The sequence below is a fragment of the Amaricoccus macauensis genome (assembly GCF_014201905.1).
GTDB classification, from domain to species: domain Bacteria; phylum Pseudomonadota; class Alphaproteobacteria; order Rhodobacterales; family Rhodobacteraceae; genus Amaricoccus; species Amaricoccus macauensis.
Genome location: NZ_JACHFM010000005.1, coordinates 222,813 through 236,629 on the forward strand (window position 1 = coordinate 222,813; position 13,817 = coordinate 236,629).

A 13,817-nucleotide genomic window follows, 5' to 3' on the forward strand; every position below is an offset into this window, starting at 1 on the left:
GCCTGCCTCCCTCAGCGCGTGAACGCCTGGACGTTGCCCGCGTCGACGTTGACGATGTTGCCCGTCGACTTCGACGAGGCGTCCGAGGCGAGGAAATACGCCGCCTCGGCGATGTCCTCCGGGAAGACCGAGCGCTTGAGGAGCGAGCGCTGGCGATACATCTCCTCGAGCCCGTCCTTGTCGGTCTTGTAGGTCGCGGCGCGCTGCTCCAGCCACTCGCCCTCCCAGATCTTCGAGCCGCGCAGCACCGCGTCAGGGTTCACCACGTTGACCCGGATGCCGTCCGGCGCGCCTTCGAGCGCGAGGCAGCGCGCCAGATGCAGCTCCGACGCCTTCGCCGTGCAGTAGGCCGCAGCACCCGGCGAGGCCGCCAGCCCGTTCTTCGAGCCGATGAACACCACCGACCCGCCGATCCCCTGCGCCCGGAAGACCGCGAACACCGCCCGCGAGACGAGGAAGTACCCCGTCGACAGGATCGCCATGTTGCGGTCCCAGAGCGCCAGCGTCGTCTCCTCGATCGGCGCCGACGAGGCGATGCCGGCGTTCGAGACCAGAATGTCGATGCCGCCGAAGCCGAGGCAGGCACCGGCGAACGCCGCCGCCACCGCGTCCTCGGACGTCACGTTCATCTCCACGCTCCCGACCACGTCCGCGCCGTGCCGCGCCCCGAGCGCCGCCTTGGTCTCGTCGAGGGCAGCCGCGTCGATGTCGGCCAGCACCACGCAGGCCCCTTCGCGCAGGTAGCGGTCCGCGATCGCCGCACCGATCCCGCCAGCCCCGCCAGTGACCAGCGCGATCCGCCCCGCGAGGCTCTTGCGCGCCGGCATCCGCTGGAGCTTCGCCTCCTCCAGCAGCCAGTACTCGATGTCGAACGCCTCCTGCTCCGGCAGCCCGCGATACTCGCTCACCGCTGAGGCGCCGCGCATGACGTTGATGGCGTTCACGTAGAACTCACCCGAGATCCGCGCCGTCGCCTTGTCCTTCGCGAAGGTCAGCATCCCCACGCCCGGCACCAGGTAGACGACCGCGTTCGGATCGCGCAGCGCCGGGCTGGTGGGCCGCCGGCAACGCTCGTAGTACGCCGCGTAGTCGGCACGATACGCCTCGACCGCCTCGGGCAGGCTTGCCAGCGTCGCCTCCACGTCGGGCGCCGCCGGGTCGAACGCCACCACCAGCGGCCGGATTTTGGTGCGCAGGAAATGGTCCGGGCAGCTCGTGCCCAGCGCTGCCAGCGGCTCCATGCCGGTCGCGTTCACGAACTCGAGCACCGCGTCCTGATCGTCGAAGTGCCCGACCATCGGCACATCCTTCGACACGAGCCCGCGGATCACCGGCATCAGCCGCGCCGCCACCGCCCGCCGCTCCTCGGGCGCGAGCGAGACCACGCGCGGTCCGCCGAACGCCGGCACCCCGGCGGTCTTCGCGTCGAGCCAGTCGATCGCCCGGTTGATGACCGCGATCGTCGTCTCGTAGCAGCTCTTCGCGTCATCGCCCCAGGTGAAGAGCCCGTGACTCTCGAGCACCACGCCCTTCGCCTCCGGGTTTTCGACGCAGAACGCCTCCAGCCACAACCCGAGCTCGAACCCCGGCCGCTTCCACGGCAGCCATCCGATCTCGTCGCCGAAGATCTCCGCCGTCAGCGCCTTCGAGTCCTTCGACGCGGCGATGGCGATGATTGCATCCGCGTGCATGTGATCGACGTGCGCGCGCGGCACATAGGCATGCAGCGGCGTGTCGATCGAGGCAGCGCGCGGGTTGAGGTTGAAGGTACAGTGCGGCAGCAGCCCGACCATTTCGTCCTCGAACTCGAGGCCGCGATAAATCCCCTTCAGAGCGCGCAGCTTCTCCATGTAGAGCGTCGAGAAGCCGTCGAGCTTCATCGTCCCCACATCGCCGCCTGAGCCCTTCACCCACAGCACCTCCACCGCCTTACCGGTGAGCGGATCCGTCTCCATCACCTTCGCCGAAGTATTGCCGCCGCCGTAGTTGGTGATTCGCTTGTCGGCACCGAGCAGGTTCGATCGGTAGAGCAGCCGTTCCGGCTCACTCATCGCTTCGGCCTTCGCGTCATTCCAGTTGCTGGCGAGATGCCTGTCGGCCTTGGCGTCGAGCATGAAGACTCCTCCTGGCGCGCCCCGGGCCACCCCGGCGCTTTGGCACAGATTTGCGCGCGCCACCCGCCATTGTCAATCATAACCAATCATGTTGCACTGCAATACGATCATTGATGATCGAACATGATTGACATGCGACCGGTGCAGCCCCATCGTGAGTAGAAAATCGGACGACCAGATCCAGCAAACGGACCAGAAGACCGCACTCGGGAGGTTATCAGTGAAACTCGTCCCTACCCTGCTCGCATCGGCCGCACTGGCGACGGCGCTCATGGCTCCGGCCCATGCCGAGGATCAAAAGCGCATCGCGATCGTCGCAAAGGCACTCGGCATCGGCTTCTTCGAGGCCGCCGCGAAGGGCGCCGAGGAAGCGGCGAAGGAGCTCGGTGACGTCAAGATCATCTACACCGGCCCGACCGACACCACCGCGGAGGGTCAGATCGAGGTCATCAACTCGCTGATCGCCCAGAACGTCGATGCCATCGCCATCTCGGCGAACGACCCCGACGCGCTCGTCCCGTCCCTGAAGAAGGCGATGCAGCGCGGCATCACGGTGATCTCGTGGGATTCGGGCGTCGCCCCCGAGGGCCGCGAGATGCAGCTCAACCCGTCCTCGACCCCGCTCATCGGCAACATGATCATCAAGCTTGCCGCCGACAACCTGCCCGACGGCGGTGACGTGGCGGTGCTCTCGGCCACCGCCACCGCGACGAACCAGAACGCATGGATCGCCGCGATGAACGAAGTCCTGCCGAACTACCCGAAGATCAAGGTGGTCGCGACGGTCTACGGCGACGACCTCGCCGACAAGTCCTATCGCGAGACCCAGGGCCTGATGCAGACCTATCCCGACCTGAAGGCGATCATCGCGCCCACCTCCGTCGGCATCGTCGCCGCGGCGCAGGCGGTCGAGGACGCCGGCAAGATCGGCCAGATCAACGTCACCGGCCTCGGACTGCCCTCGGAGATGGCCGGCCACGTGGAAAGCGGCGCGACGAAGTCCTTCGCCATCTGGAACCCGATCGACCTCGGCTATTCCGCCGCGATGATCGCCTACAACCTCGCCACCGACAAGGCAGAGGCCAAGGCAGGCGGCGAGATCCCCATGGGCCGCATGGGCGTGGTGAAGCTCGACGACAACACCGAAGGCGCGATGGCCGACCCGTTCGTCTACGACAAGTCGAACATCGAGCAGTTCAAGTCGATGTTCTGACGCCTTCGGGCTCCCGGGCGGCGCCCGGGAGCCCTCGCCGCAAGGGACGCCCATGCTCGTCAGCCCTGTCACCGAAGCCCCCGCGCCCGGCGCGGAGCGGGCGGCGGTCCTCGCACTCGAAGGGATCGCCAAGAGCTTCCCCGGCGTGAAGGCGCTCGATGGGGTGCGCCTCAGCCTGCATCCCGGCGAGGTGACGGCACTCGTCGGCGAGAACGGCGCGGGCAAGTCCACCATCGTCAAGATCCTGACCGGCATCCATCAGCCCGACGAGGGCGCGATCCTGCTCGACGGCCAACCCGTCCGCTTCGCCACGCCCCACGCCGCCGCCGATGCCGGCGTCACCGCGATCCATCAGGAAACCGTGCTCTTCGATGACCTCTCGGTCGCGGAAAACATCTACCTCGGCCACGCCCCGCGCACCCGGCTCGGCCTCATCGACTGGCGCCGGCTCTACGCGCAGGCCCGCGAGATGCTGGCCCGCGTCGGTGCCGAGATCGACCCGACCGCCCGGCTCCGCGACCTCGGCATCGCCAACAAGCATCTCGTCGCCGTCGCCCGCGCGCTCTCCATCGACGCCCGCGTCGTCATCATGGACGAGCCCACCGCGGCACTCTCCCACAAGGAAATTACCGAGCTTTACGCGCTGGTCGAGCGGCTGAAGGCCGAGGGCAAGGCGATCCTCTTCATCTCGCACAAGTTCGACGAGATCTTCCGCATCGCCGACCGCTACACCGTCTTCCGCGACGGCCGCTTCATCGGCGAGGGCGCCATCGCCGACGTCAGCGAGGCCGAGCTGGTTCGCATGATGGTGGGCCGCTCCATCGACGCGATCTTCCCCGCGCGCGCCCATGAGACCGGCGACGAGATCCTGCGCGTCGAAGGCTACAGCCACCCGACCGAATTCGATTCGATCAGCTTCAGTCTCCGGCGCGGCGAGATCCTCGGCTTCTACGGCCTCGTCGGCGCCGGGCGCAGCGAACTGATGCAGGCGCTCTTCGGCGTCACCCGGCCCTCGGCGGGCAGCGTGACCATCGACGGGGCGCCCGTCTCGATCCGCTCGCCCGCCGACGCCATCGCCCGCGGCATCGTCTACGTGCCGGAAGACCGCGGCGCGCAGGGCGCCATCCGGGCGCTGCCGATCTTCCAGAACGTCACCCTGCCGTCGCTCAACCGCACCTCGCGCCACGGCTTCCTGCGGCTCGCGGAGGAATTCAGGCTCGCCCGCGACTACACCCGCCGCCTCGACCTGCGCGCCGCCTCGCTCGATCAGGAGCTTGCCCAGCTTTCCGGCGGCAACCAGCAGAAGGTGGTGATCGCCAAGTGGCTCGCGACCCGGCCCCGGGTCATCGTCCTCGACGAGCCGACCAAGGGCATCGACATCGGCTCCAAGGCCGCCGTCCACGAGTTCATGGCCGAGCTCGCCGCCGAAGGTCTCGCCGTCATCATGGTCTCCTCGGAAATCCCCGAGATCCTCGGCATGTCCGACCGCGTCATCGTCATGCGCGAGGGCCGCATGGTGGCTGAGTTCCCCCGCGACGGCCTCGACCCCGAACGCCTCGTGCGCGCCGCCGCCGGGATCGGCACGAAGCCATGAGGAATGACGCCGTTCAGCCCGCGCCCAGCCCCCCTGCGCCCAGCCCGTGGCCCGGCTCTCGCCTGACGCGGCCGGACGACAGCCCATGCCGTCGGTCAACGAACATTGAGAAACGGTTGATGCCCATGGTATTATCTCGCCATGTCAATATCTTGACTGTTCCGCGCAACGCGCGCGGCGGCGCCCGTCCTCACCGGAAGGCCCGCCGATGAAATCCCGCGAGCTTCTCCTCGCCGTGATCATCGTGGCCCTCGTCGGCCTGATCGCGACCCGCTTCCCCGCCTTCGCCCGGCCGGCAAACCTCGCGAACGTCCTGAACGACACCTCGATCCTCATCATGCTCGCCCTCGGCCAGATGGCGGTGATCCTGACGAAGTGCATCGACCTCTCGGTGGCGGCCAACCTCGCCCTGAACGGCATGGTCGTCGCCATGCTGAACGCCACTTTCCCCGGGCTCCCCATCCCGCTCCTGATGCTCGTGGCCCTCTGCCTCGGCGCCGCCCTCGGCGCGGTGAACGGCCTCATGGTCTGGAAGCTCGACATCCCGCCGATCGTCGCCACCCTCGGCACGCTCACGATCTACCGGGGCGCGATCTTCGTGCTCTCCGGCGGCGCCTGGGTGAACGCCCACGAGATGAGCCCCGCCTTCAAGGCCCTGCCGCGCGCCAGCCTCGCCGGCCTGCCCGTCCTCACGTGGATCGCCATCGTCGCGATCCTCGCGGTCTGGGTGCTCCTCACCCGCACCCCGCTCGGACGCGCCTTCTACGCCGCCGGCGGCAACCCCCACGCGGCGATCTACACCGGAATCGACGTCGGCCGCACCCGCTGCGCCGCCTACATCCTCTCAGGCGCGCTGGCCGGCATCTGCGGCTATCTCTGGGTCTCCCGCTACGCCGTCGCTTACGTCGACGTCGCCGGCGGCTTCGAACTCGACGTCATCGCCGCCTGCGTGATCGGCGGCGTTTCGATCGCCGGCGGCATCGGCTCGGTCGGCGGCGCCATCCTCGGCGCGCTCTTCCTCGGCGTCATCAAGAACGCCCTGCCGGTGATCGACATCTCCCCCTTCTGGCAGCTCGCGATCTCCGGCACCGCGATCATCGCCGCCGTCGCCTTCAACGCCCGCGCCGAACGCACCAAAGGCCGCGTCATCCTCAAGTCGGCGGAGACCGCATGACCGACGCCCGCATCGTCCCCGACCGCCTCGACACCCGCGCCTCCCGCCTTCTTCGAAGCTGGGAGGCGCTCCTTCTCGCGCTCGCCGTCGCGATCTTCATCGCGAACGCCTTCGCCTCGCCCTACTTCCTCGACCCGTGGAACCTGTCGGACGCCACCTTCAACTTCACCGAGAAGGCGATGATCGCCTTCCCCATGGCGCTCCTCATCATCTCGGGCGAGATCGACCTCTCCGTCGCGTCGATCATCGCCCTCGCCTCGACCGCCATGGGCCATGCCCTCAGCCTCGGCGCCGGCACGCCCGAGCTCGTCCTGATCGGCCTCGGCACCGGCCTCATCTGCGGCGCCTTCAACGGCCTGCTCGTCACCCGCCTCGGCCTGCCGTCGATCGTCGCCACCATCGGCACCATGAGCCTCTTTCGCGGCGTCGCCTACATCGTGCTGGGCGACAAGGCCTACACCGGCTACCCCGAGGCGTTCGCCACCTTCGGCCAGGGCTACGTGGCGTGGGTCGTCTCCGTCGAGTTCGTGCTCTTCTGGATCCTCGCCGCCGCCTTCGCGGTCCTGCTCCACGTCACGAGCTTCGGCCGGACGGTCTATGCCATCGGCAACAACCCGACCGCCGCGCTCTTTTCCGGGATCCGCGTCGTGCGGGTGAAGTTCCTGCTGTTTCTGATGACCGGCCTTTTCTCCGGCCTCGCCGCCGTCTGCCTCACCTCGCGCCTCGGCTCTACCCGGCCGTCGATCGCCCTCGGCTGGGAGCTCGAGATCATCACCATGGTCGTCCTCGGCGGCGTCTCGATCCTCGGCGGCTCGGGCTCCATCTTCGGCGTCGTCATCGCCGCCTTCGTCCTCGGCATGGTCACCTTCGGCTTCGGCCTCATGAACGTGCCGGGCATCGTCATGTCCATCTTCATCGGCGTCCTGCTCATCGCGGTGATCGCGCTGCCGCGCCTCATCGCCCGCCTCCGGCCACACCGCCATGCGTGAGCGCATTCTCGTCATCGACATCGGCAAGACCAACGCCAAGGTCGCGGTCGTCGAGGCCGCGAGCCTTGCCCAGATCGACCACATCGCCCGGCCGAGCCGCGTCCTGCCCGGCCCGCCCTATCCTCATGCCGACACTGAAGGCATCTGGGCGTTCCTGCTCGATGCCATGCGCGAGCTTCACGCGCGCCACCAAGTCGGCGCGGTCTCGATCACCGCCCACGGCGCCACCGCGGCGCTGCTCGACGCCGACGGCCAACTGGCGCTGCCGGTCCTCGACTACGAGCATCCCGGGCCCGACGAACTCGCCGCCGCCTACGACGCGCAGGCGCCGGCCTTCGCCGAGACCGGCACGCCGAAGCTTCCCTGCGGCCTCGTGGTCGGCCGCCAGCTCTTCTGGCAGTTCGCGACCTTCCCCGAGGCCGCGCGCGCCGACCGGATCGTCATGTATCCGCAGTATTGGGCGCACCGCCTCACGGGCGTCGCGGCCTCCGAGGCAACCTCGCTCGGCTGTCACACCGACCTCTGGAACCCCACCACCCGCGATTTCTCAAGCATGGTCGATGCCCATGGCTGGCGGCGGCTCTTCCCGGCGCTCCGCAAGGCGTCCGACTGCCTCGGCCCGATCACCGCTGAGGTCGCCGCCGCCACTGGCCTGCCGCCCGATACTCCGGTCTTCTGCGGCATCCACGACTCGAACGCATCGCTCCTGCCGCACCTCAGGAGCCAGCCCGCGCCGTTCTCGGTCATCTCGACCGGAACATGGGTCATCGTCATGGCGATCGGCGGGCGTGCAACGCGCCTCGACCCGGCACGCGACACCCTCGTCAACGTCAACGCTTTCGGCGATCCGGTGCCGTCCGCCCGGTTCATGGGCGGGCGCGAGTGGGAGATGACCCGCCCCGAGCCCGTCCCCGAGCCCGCGGCCGTCGCCACCCTGCTCGAGCGCGAGATCTTTCTACTCCCCTCGGTCGTCCCCGGGTCCGGCCCCTACCCGGGCCACGTTGCGGAGTGGACCGGCCCTGATGACCGGAGCCCCGCGGAGCAGACCGCCGCGCTCTCGCTCTATCTCGCAATGATGACCGCGACCTGTCTCAAACTCATCGGCGCCGCGGGTCCGACGCTGGTCGAAGGCCCCTTCGCCCGCAACGCGCTCTACGTCGCCATGCTGCGCGCGGCCACCGGTCGTCCCGTCACGCTGCCGGCACCGGGAAGCACCGGCACCAGCCTCGGGGCAGCGCTCCTCGCGCTTCCGGTGCCGCCCGCGGCCAGAGAAGCCGCCGTGACCGTGCTTGATCCCGACCCGGCGCTCGCAGTCTATGCCGAGCGCTGGCGCGACCGTGTCACCCGGCTGATCGACGCGTGATTCGGCGGGGTCCGCCAGCGCGCGCTCGCCGGCGGGAGCGCCCGTCGCTGCGTGAGATGTCCGGGTGGTGATCACATGTTCGTGAGGTTGGTGGAGCCAAGGGGGATCGAACCCCTGACCTCTTGCATGCCATGCAAGCGCTCTCCCAGCTGAGCTATGGCCCCGTACCACCTGGGTGCAGACACCGATCTTCAGAAGGATCGGGCCGCGGTGCGCGCTTCTTTAGGAGGGAGCCCGGACCAGATCAAGCGGGAAATGGCCCGGGGCGCGCAAAAGGATCTCAGCTTTCTTCTTCGTCGTTGCCGACGTCGGCGATCTCGTCGAGATCGACGTTGTCCTCTTCATCCTCAAGGATTTCGTCATTGAGATCATCATCCGTGTCGAGGCTCTCCTCGTCAGAATCAATCTCGGGCAGATCCTCCAGGTCGACCGGCTCGGGCTTCGCCTTTTCCGGCCGCATGATCTTCGTCTTGGCGGCCGTAAGGCTGTCAACTGTGTACGTCGCGCCACAGCTCGGGCACGTCATCGGATCGATACGAAGATCGTAGAATCGGGTCGAGCAGGTCGGGCAAACGCGCTTAACGCCCCATTCATCCTTGGGCATTCGCTTCCTCACGGCTGGAATCTCGGGGAAATCGGCGCTGCGATGCCACGCCAGCAGAACTTTGTCAAACCTTCGCCGCTATCCGTCAAGCGACTTTCCGGCACCGGAGTCCGTCAAACGCTCTTGATGCGCTGCAGCAGGAGTTTATACGTGACGAATAAGTGACCAATTCGGTGTCGAAGAGCGAGAGGGAATTGAGGGTGGGGATGCTGTATCACGCCTACGAAATAACCCATGCGGCGATTTCACCGATGCGCGCCGCCGCGCGCCTTGGCCGCGAAGTGATGAGTAACCCGCTGAACCCCATGGCGTCGAGTTACGGCTCCCGAGCAGTCTCAGCCGCGCTGGAGATGTTCATCAACGCCACCCGGCGCTACAGCAAACCTGAGTTCGGCATCGCGTCAGTCCTCGTTGATGAAGTCGAGACTTCGATCGAAGAAGAAGTGGTCTGGGACGCGCCGTTTGCCCAGGTGATCCACTTCAAGCGGGTCTCACCGGCCGCCGACGCGCGCAAGGACCCGAAGGTTCTCATCGTCGCGCCGATGTCGGGACACTACGCAACGCTGCTCCGCGGCACGGTTCGGGACATGTTGCCGAACCACGAGGTCTACATCACCGACTGGATCGACGCGCGCGAAGTGCCGATGGTTCACGGCGAATTCGATCTGGACGACTACACCGACTACCTCATCCGGATGGTCGAGGCGCTGAGCGACGAGGGCGAGCGGATCACCGTGATGGCCGTCTGTCAGCCCGGTATCCCGGTGATGGCTGCCTCAGCGCTGATGGCCACCACGAACAATCCCAAGCGCCCGGCGGCGATGGTGCTGATGGGCTCGCCCATGGACACCGCCCGCAACCCGAAGCAGCCGAACGAACTCGCGGTGAAGCGGCCGCTCGGCTGGTTCGAGAACAACGTCGTGGTGATGGTGCCGTGGCCGTGCCGCGGCTTCATGCGGCGGGTCTACCCGGGCTTCCTGCAGCTCTCGGGCTTCCTCGCCATGAACATGGACCGCCACGTCGACGCCCATGTGCATCAGTTCCAGAATCTGGTTCGCGGCGACGGCGACAGCGCCGAGCAGCACCGGACGTTCTACGACGAATATCTCTCGGTGATGGACCTGACGGCGGAGTTCTATCTCCAGACCATCGAGCGGGTGTTCCAGAAGCGGCTGATGGCGAAGGGTGAGTATCTGTATCGCAACACCCTGCTCGACACGACGCAGATCGACGACATCGCCCTGATGACCGTCGAGGGCGAGAAGGACGACATCACCGGACTTGGCCAAACCGAGGCGGCGCACGACATGACGCCGCACCTCCCCAAGGCGAAGCGTGGCCACTACGTCGCGGAGGGCGTGGGGCATTACGGCGTGTTCAACGGGTCCAAGTGGCGCAAGCTGATCGAGCCGCGGGTCCGGGAATTCATCCGGGCGAACAGCAACCCGTCCTGAGCGCAAGTCTGTGGCCGAGGCGATTCGCATCGGGAACCCGGCGATCGAAGTCAGGCTCCGGCGCCATGCCCGCGCCCGGCGCATGGTTCTCCGCGTTTCGCACCTGACCCCGACCCCAGTCCTGACGCTGCCGCCCGGCATACCGCTCAGCCGGGCGCGGGCGTTTCTGTCGGATCAGGAAGCCTGGATCCGCGGCCATCTCGCGAAGCAATCAAAGCCCACGGTGGTGGCAGATGGCGCGGTTCTGCCGTTTCGTGGCGGCGAACTCACGATTCGGGTGGCGCCCGTTGCCCGGTTTGCGCACCGCGGGACGGAACTCCTCGTGCCGGCCCGGGGGCCGGTCGGCCCGCTCGTCGCCGGCTGGATGCGCGAGACGGCCCGGGCCGAACTCGTCGCCGCCTCACAGCGGCACGCGGCCCAGCTCGGGGTCCGAATCGGTCGGATCACCATGCGCGATCCGCGCAGCCGCTGGGGCTCCTGCAGCCACGCCGCCGATCTCATGTACTCCTGGCGGCTGGTGATGGCGCCGCCCATCGTGTTCGATTACGTGGTGGCGCACGAGGTCGCGCATATCTCCGAGCTCAACCACTCGCCGGCGTTCTGGAACGTGGTGGCGGGCCTGATGCCGGGGTATGCCGGCCCGCGCGACTGGCTGCGCGAGAACGGAAGTTCGCTCCACCGAATCGATTTCGGCAACCGGACCGCCTGAAGGAAACCCTGTCCAGCAAAGGTAGCGGCCGATGAACGAGCGCGAGCGCCAGAGCGAAACCGTCCTGCCGGCGCACGAGCGGGTGTATCGGACGCTGCGCGCACGGGTGATGCATGGGCAGATCGCCCCAGGCGCGCCCCTCACGCTGCGCGGGGTAGCGGCTGAGTTCGGAGTGAGCATGACGCCGGCGCGCGAAGCGGTGCGGCGTCTGGTGGCAGAAGGGGCACTGAAGCTCTCGGCCTCGGGACGCATCTCCACGCCGGAACTCGCGAGCGAGCGCATCGAGGAGCTTGCGGCCCTCCGGGCGCTGATCGAGCCTGAGCTCGCCAGCCGTGCCCTGCCGCGCGCCCATTCGGCGCTGACCGACCGGATGGCGGCGATCAACGCGGTGATCGACGAGATGATCGTAAAGGGCGACGCCTCCGGCTACGTGCGGACCAACCTCGAATTTCACCGGACGCTCTATCTCCGCGCCCAGGCGCCGGCGATGCTGGCGCTGATCGAAACCGTATGGCTGCAGGCCGGACCGACGATGCGACTGCTCTATGAGCGGCTGCAGCGGCGGCAGGCAACCGATCTCCACCGCAAGATCATTGCCGCGCTCCGGGCTGGGGACGAGCCCGGTCTGCGGCTCGCGATCCGGACGGACGTGACGCAGGGGCTGAGGATGCTGATGGCGTGAGAGCCCGCACCGGGACGCCCGAAGGAAACGCGGAAACGATCTGACCGTGGCCGACCGGGGGCGTGGACGCGGGGTGGGTCGACCCACCCCGCGGTAAAGATCAGGCGTGGATGGCCCCGTCGCCGCAGGCGAGAGCCGCCTCGCGGACGGCCTCGGAGCAGGTGGGGTGCGCGTGGCAGGTGCGGGCCAGATCCTCGGCCGAGGCGCCGAACTCCATGGCGACGCAGACCTCGGCGATGAGCTCCCCCGCCTGCGGGCCGATGATGTGGGCACCGAGGATGCGGTCGGTTTCCTTGTCGGCGAGGATCTTCACGAAGCCGTCGCCCATGAAGTACGACTTGGCGCGCGCGTTGCCCATGAACGGGAACTTGCCGACCTTGTAGGCCCGCCCGGCCTTGGTCAGCGTCTCCTCGGTCTCGCCGACCGAGGCCACCTCCGGAGAGGTGTAGATGACGCCGGGGATCACGCCGTAGTTCACATGGCCATGCTGGCCCGCGATGGTCTCGGCCACCGCCATACCCTCGTCCTCGGCCTTGTGGGCAAGCATCGGACCGGGCGTGACGTCGCCGATGGCATAGATGCCGGGGACGTTGGTCTTCCAGTGGGCGTCCACCTTGACCTGCCCGCGCTCGGTCAGCTCGATGCCAGCCGCGTCGAGGCCAAGTCCCTCGACATAGGGCCGGCGGCCCGTGGCGACGAGGACGACATCAGCGTCGAGCGACGCCTCGCTGTCGTCCTTGCGGAGCTTGTAGGTGACCTTGATGCCGTCGTCGCCCGGCTCGGCGGACTGGACGGCCGCGCCAAGGATGAACTCGAGGCCCTGACGCGTAAGCTGCTTTTGCAGCGCCTTGCAGATCTCGAGGTCCATGCCGGGGGTGATCTGGTCGAGGAACTCGAGCACCGTCACCTTCGAGCCGAGGCGGGCATAGACCGAGCCGAGCTCAAGACCGATGACGCCCGCGCCGATCACCACGAGCCGCTTCGGCACGTCAGGCAGGTCGAGCGCGCCGGTGGAGGAGACGATGGTCTTCTCGTCGATGGTGACACCGCGCAGCGGCGTGACCTCGGAGCCCGAGGCGATGACGATGTTCTTCGCCTTGTGGGTCGTGTCGCCGACCTTGACCTCGCCCGGAGCGGTGATCTGACCCCAGCCCTTCAGCCAGTCGATCTTGTTCTTCTTGAACAGGAACTCGATGCCCTTGGTGTTCGAGTCGACCGTCGAGGCCTTGTAGCCCTGCATCTTCGCCACATCGACGCCGACCGACGCGCCGCCGGTCAGGCCCATCTTCTCGAAGGTGTCGTGCGCCTCGTGGTAAAGCTCCGACGCGTGGAGCAGCGCCTTCGACGGAATGCAGCCGATGTTGAGGCAGGTGCCGCCCAGCGTCTCGCGTCCCTCGACGCAGGCGGTCTTGAGCCCGAGCTGGGCACAGCGGATGGCGCAGACGTAGCCCCCGGGGCCGCCGCCGATGACGATGACGTCGTAGTCAGCCATTTTTCACTCCTTCGACCAGATCCCAGACCGGGCCGGTCAGAACAGGGCCACCAGAATCATCACGAGCGTGGCCGCGCAGCCCACCGCGAATATGACCGATCGCCCGGGGGTCCAACCAAATGCGTAGGCGGGAACGTAGAGCACCCGCGCGACAAGATAGATCCAGGCGCAGCTCACCGTCACCCCGTTCGCCTTGCCCGAAAGCGTCACGACGACGACGGCGATGGTGAAGAGGATGAGCGCCTCGAAGTGGTTCGAAACCGCGCGACGGAGCCGGCCCGTGAGGGGCGAGAACTCCGCCGGGGTATCGCGCGGGCCGGCGTTGTAGGCCGGCCCGACGTCACGGTTCATCGACACGCCCGCGAGCAGGAGCTGCACTGCCTGCAGAAGCGCGGCGAGAGCGAGAACCGTGAGCTCGGCGGGCATTGA

12 protein-coding genes and 1 tRNA gene are annotated in these 13,817 nt (G+C 67.6%); 8 read left to right on the forward strand and 5 right to left on the reverse strand.

Annotation, left to right across the window (positions count from 1 at the left end; translation table 11 throughout):
- Nucleotides 1-11: 11 nt before the first annotated feature.
- Nucleotides 12-2,114: a bifunctional rhamnulose-1-phosphate aldolase/short-chain dehydrogenase gene (locus tag HNP73_RS20300; protein ID WP_184154462.1), complete on the reverse strand. Its 2,103-nt coding sequence runs from the start codon at nt 2,112-2,114 to the stop codon at nt 12-14.
- Between the two features lie 271 nt (nt 2,115-2,385).
- On the opposite strand from HNP73_RS20300, the gene rhaS reads away from it, so the two are divergent.
- The 5 genes from rhaS to HNP73_RS20325 all read left to right on the forward strand — a co-directional run bounded on the left by rhaS (nt 2,386) and on the right by HNP73_RS20325 (nt 8,447).
- Nucleotides 2,386-3,327, forward strand: coding sequence for a rhamnose ABC transporter substrate-binding protein (gene rhaS / locus HNP73_RS20305; RefSeq protein WP_221288933.1), 942 nt, complete (start codon nt 2,386-2,388; stop codon nt 3,325-3,327).
- Nucleotides 3,328-3,379: 52 nt separating this feature from the next.
- The gene (locus HNP73_RS20310) at nt 3,380-4,921 is read left to right on the forward strand and encodes a sugar ABC transporter ATP-binding protein (RefSeq protein WP_184154468.1); all 1,542 of its coding nucleotides are present in this window, start codon (nt 3,380-3,382) and stop codon (nt 4,919-4,921) included.
- Nucleotides 4,922-5,129: 208 nt separating this feature from the next.
- Nucleotides 5,130-6,095: an ABC transporter permease gene (locus HNP73_RS20315; RefSeq protein ID WP_184154471.1), complete on the forward strand. Its 966-nt coding sequence runs from the start codon at nt 5,130-5,132 to the stop codon at nt 6,093-6,095.
- Nucleotides 6,092-7,084 carry an ABC transporter permease gene (locus HNP73_RS20320; RefSeq protein ID WP_184154473.1) on the forward strand — a complete coding sequence of 331 codons (993 nt, stop codon included), beginning with the start codon at nt 6,092-6,094 and terminating at the stop codon, nt 7,082-7,084. The genes HNP73_RS20315 and HNP73_RS20320 overlap by 4 nt, the downstream gene beginning before the upstream one ends.
- On the forward strand, nt 7,077-8,447 hold the full coding sequence (locus tag HNP73_RS20325; protein ID WP_184154476.1) for an FGGY-family carbohydrate kinase: 1,371 nt from the start codon (nt 7,077-7,079) through the stop codon (nt 8,445-8,447). The genes HNP73_RS20320 and HNP73_RS20325 overlap by 8 nt, the downstream gene beginning before the upstream one ends.
- Before the next feature lie 88 nt (nt 8,448-8,535).
- On the opposite strand, the gene HNP73_RS20330 is transcribed toward HNP73_RS20325, so the two are convergent.
- A tRNA-Ala gene (locus tag HNP73_RS20330) sits at nt 8,536-8,611 on the reverse strand.
- Nucleotides 8,612-8,727: 116 nt separating this feature from the next.
- Nucleotides 8,728-9,051: a TIGR02300 family protein gene (locus HNP73_RS20335; protein ID WP_184154479.1), complete on the reverse strand. Its 324-nt coding sequence runs from the start codon at nt 9,049-9,051 to the stop codon at nt 8,728-8,730.
- A 206-nt stretch (nt 9,052-9,257) separates the two neighbouring features.
- Between HNP73_RS20335 and HNP73_RS20340 the strand changes: the two genes are divergently transcribed.
- Genes HNP73_RS20340 through HNP73_RS20350 form a run of 3 tightly spaced genes read left to right on the forward strand, consistent with a single transcriptional unit; the run spans nt 9,258 to nt 11,896 of the window.
- Nucleotides 9,258-10,505: a polyhydroxyalkanoate depolymerase gene (locus tag HNP73_RS20340; protein ID WP_184154482.1), complete on the forward strand. Its 1,248-nt coding sequence runs from the start codon at nt 9,258-9,260 to the stop codon at nt 10,503-10,505.
- Between the two features lie 10 nt (nt 10,506-10,515).
- Entirely contained in the window at nt 10,516-11,214 is a 699-nt protein-coding gene (locus HNP73_RS20345) for a M48 family metallopeptidase (protein WP_343063384.1), read from the forward strand.
- A gap of 31 nt (nt 11,215-11,245) precedes the next feature.
- Entirely contained in the window at nt 11,246-11,896 is a 651-nt protein-coding gene (locus HNP73_RS20350) for a GntR family transcriptional regulator (RefSeq protein ID WP_184154485.1), read from the forward strand.
- 100 nt (nt 11,897-11,996) lie between these two features.
- Here the strand turns inward: HNP73_RS20350 and lpdA are convergent, their stop codons facing one another.
- Together lpdA and HNP73_RS20360 are read right to left on the reverse strand one after the other, a co-directional pair.
- Nucleotides 11,997-13,388, reverse strand: coding sequence for a dihydrolipoyl dehydrogenase (gene lpdA / locus HNP73_RS20355; RefSeq protein WP_184154488.1), 1,392 nt, complete (start codon nt 13,386-13,388; stop codon nt 11,997-11,999).
- Nucleotides 13,389-13,424: 36 nt separating this feature from the next.
- Nucleotides 13,425-13,814 (reverse strand): MAPEG family protein, encoded by a 390-nt coding sequence (locus HNP73_RS20360; RefSeq protein ID WP_184154491.1) that lies wholly within the window; start codon nt 13,812-13,814, stop codon nt 13,425-13,427.
- Nucleotides 13,815-13,817: the final 3 nt, after the last annotated feature.

Bases quoted from the DNA above. Each gene is read 5' to 3' on its own strand.
- rhaS (WP_221288933.1), top strand. From the start codon at position 2,386: ATGGCTCCGGCCCATGCCGAGGATCAAAAGCGCATCGCGATCGTCGCA.
- HNP73_RS20360 (WP_184154491.1), bottom strand. From the start codon at position 13,814: ATGCCCGCCGAGCTCACGGTTCTCGCTCTCGCCGCGCTTCTGCAGGCA.
- HNP73_RS20320 (WP_184154473.1), top strand. From the start codon at position 6,092: ATGACCGACGCCCGCATCGTCCCCGACCGCCTCGACACCCGCGCCTCC.
- HNP73_RS20340 (WP_184154482.1), top strand. From the start codon at position 9,258: ATGCTGTATCACGCCTACGAAATAACCCATGCGGCGATTTCACCGATG.
- HNP73_RS20300 (WP_184154462.1), bottom strand. From the start codon at position 2,114: ATGCTCGACGCCAAGGCCGACAGGCATCTCGCCAGCAACTGGAATGAC.
- HNP73_RS20310 (WP_184154468.1), top strand. From the start codon at position 3,380: ATGCTCGTCAGCCCTGTCACCGAAGCCCCCGCGCCCGGCGCGGAGCGG.
- HNP73_RS20315 (WP_184154471.1), top strand. From the start codon at position 5,130: ATGAAATCCCGCGAGCTTCTCCTCGCCGTGATCATCGTGGCCCTCGTC.
- lpdA (WP_184154488.1), bottom strand. From the start codon at position 13,388: ATGGCTGACTACGACGTCATCGTCATCGGCGGCGGCCCCGGGGGCTAC.
- HNP73_RS20350 (WP_184154485.1), top strand. From the start codon at position 11,246: ATGAACGAGCGCGAGCGCCAGAGCGAAACCGTCCTGCCGGCGCACGAG.
- HNP73_RS20335 (WP_184154479.1), bottom strand. From the start codon at position 9,051: ATGCCCAAGGATGAATGGGGCGTTAAGCGCGTTTGCCCGACCTGCTCG.
- HNP73_RS20325 (WP_184154476.1), top strand. From the start codon at position 7,077: ATGCGTGAGCGCATTCTCGTCATCGACATCGGCAAGACCAACGCCAAG.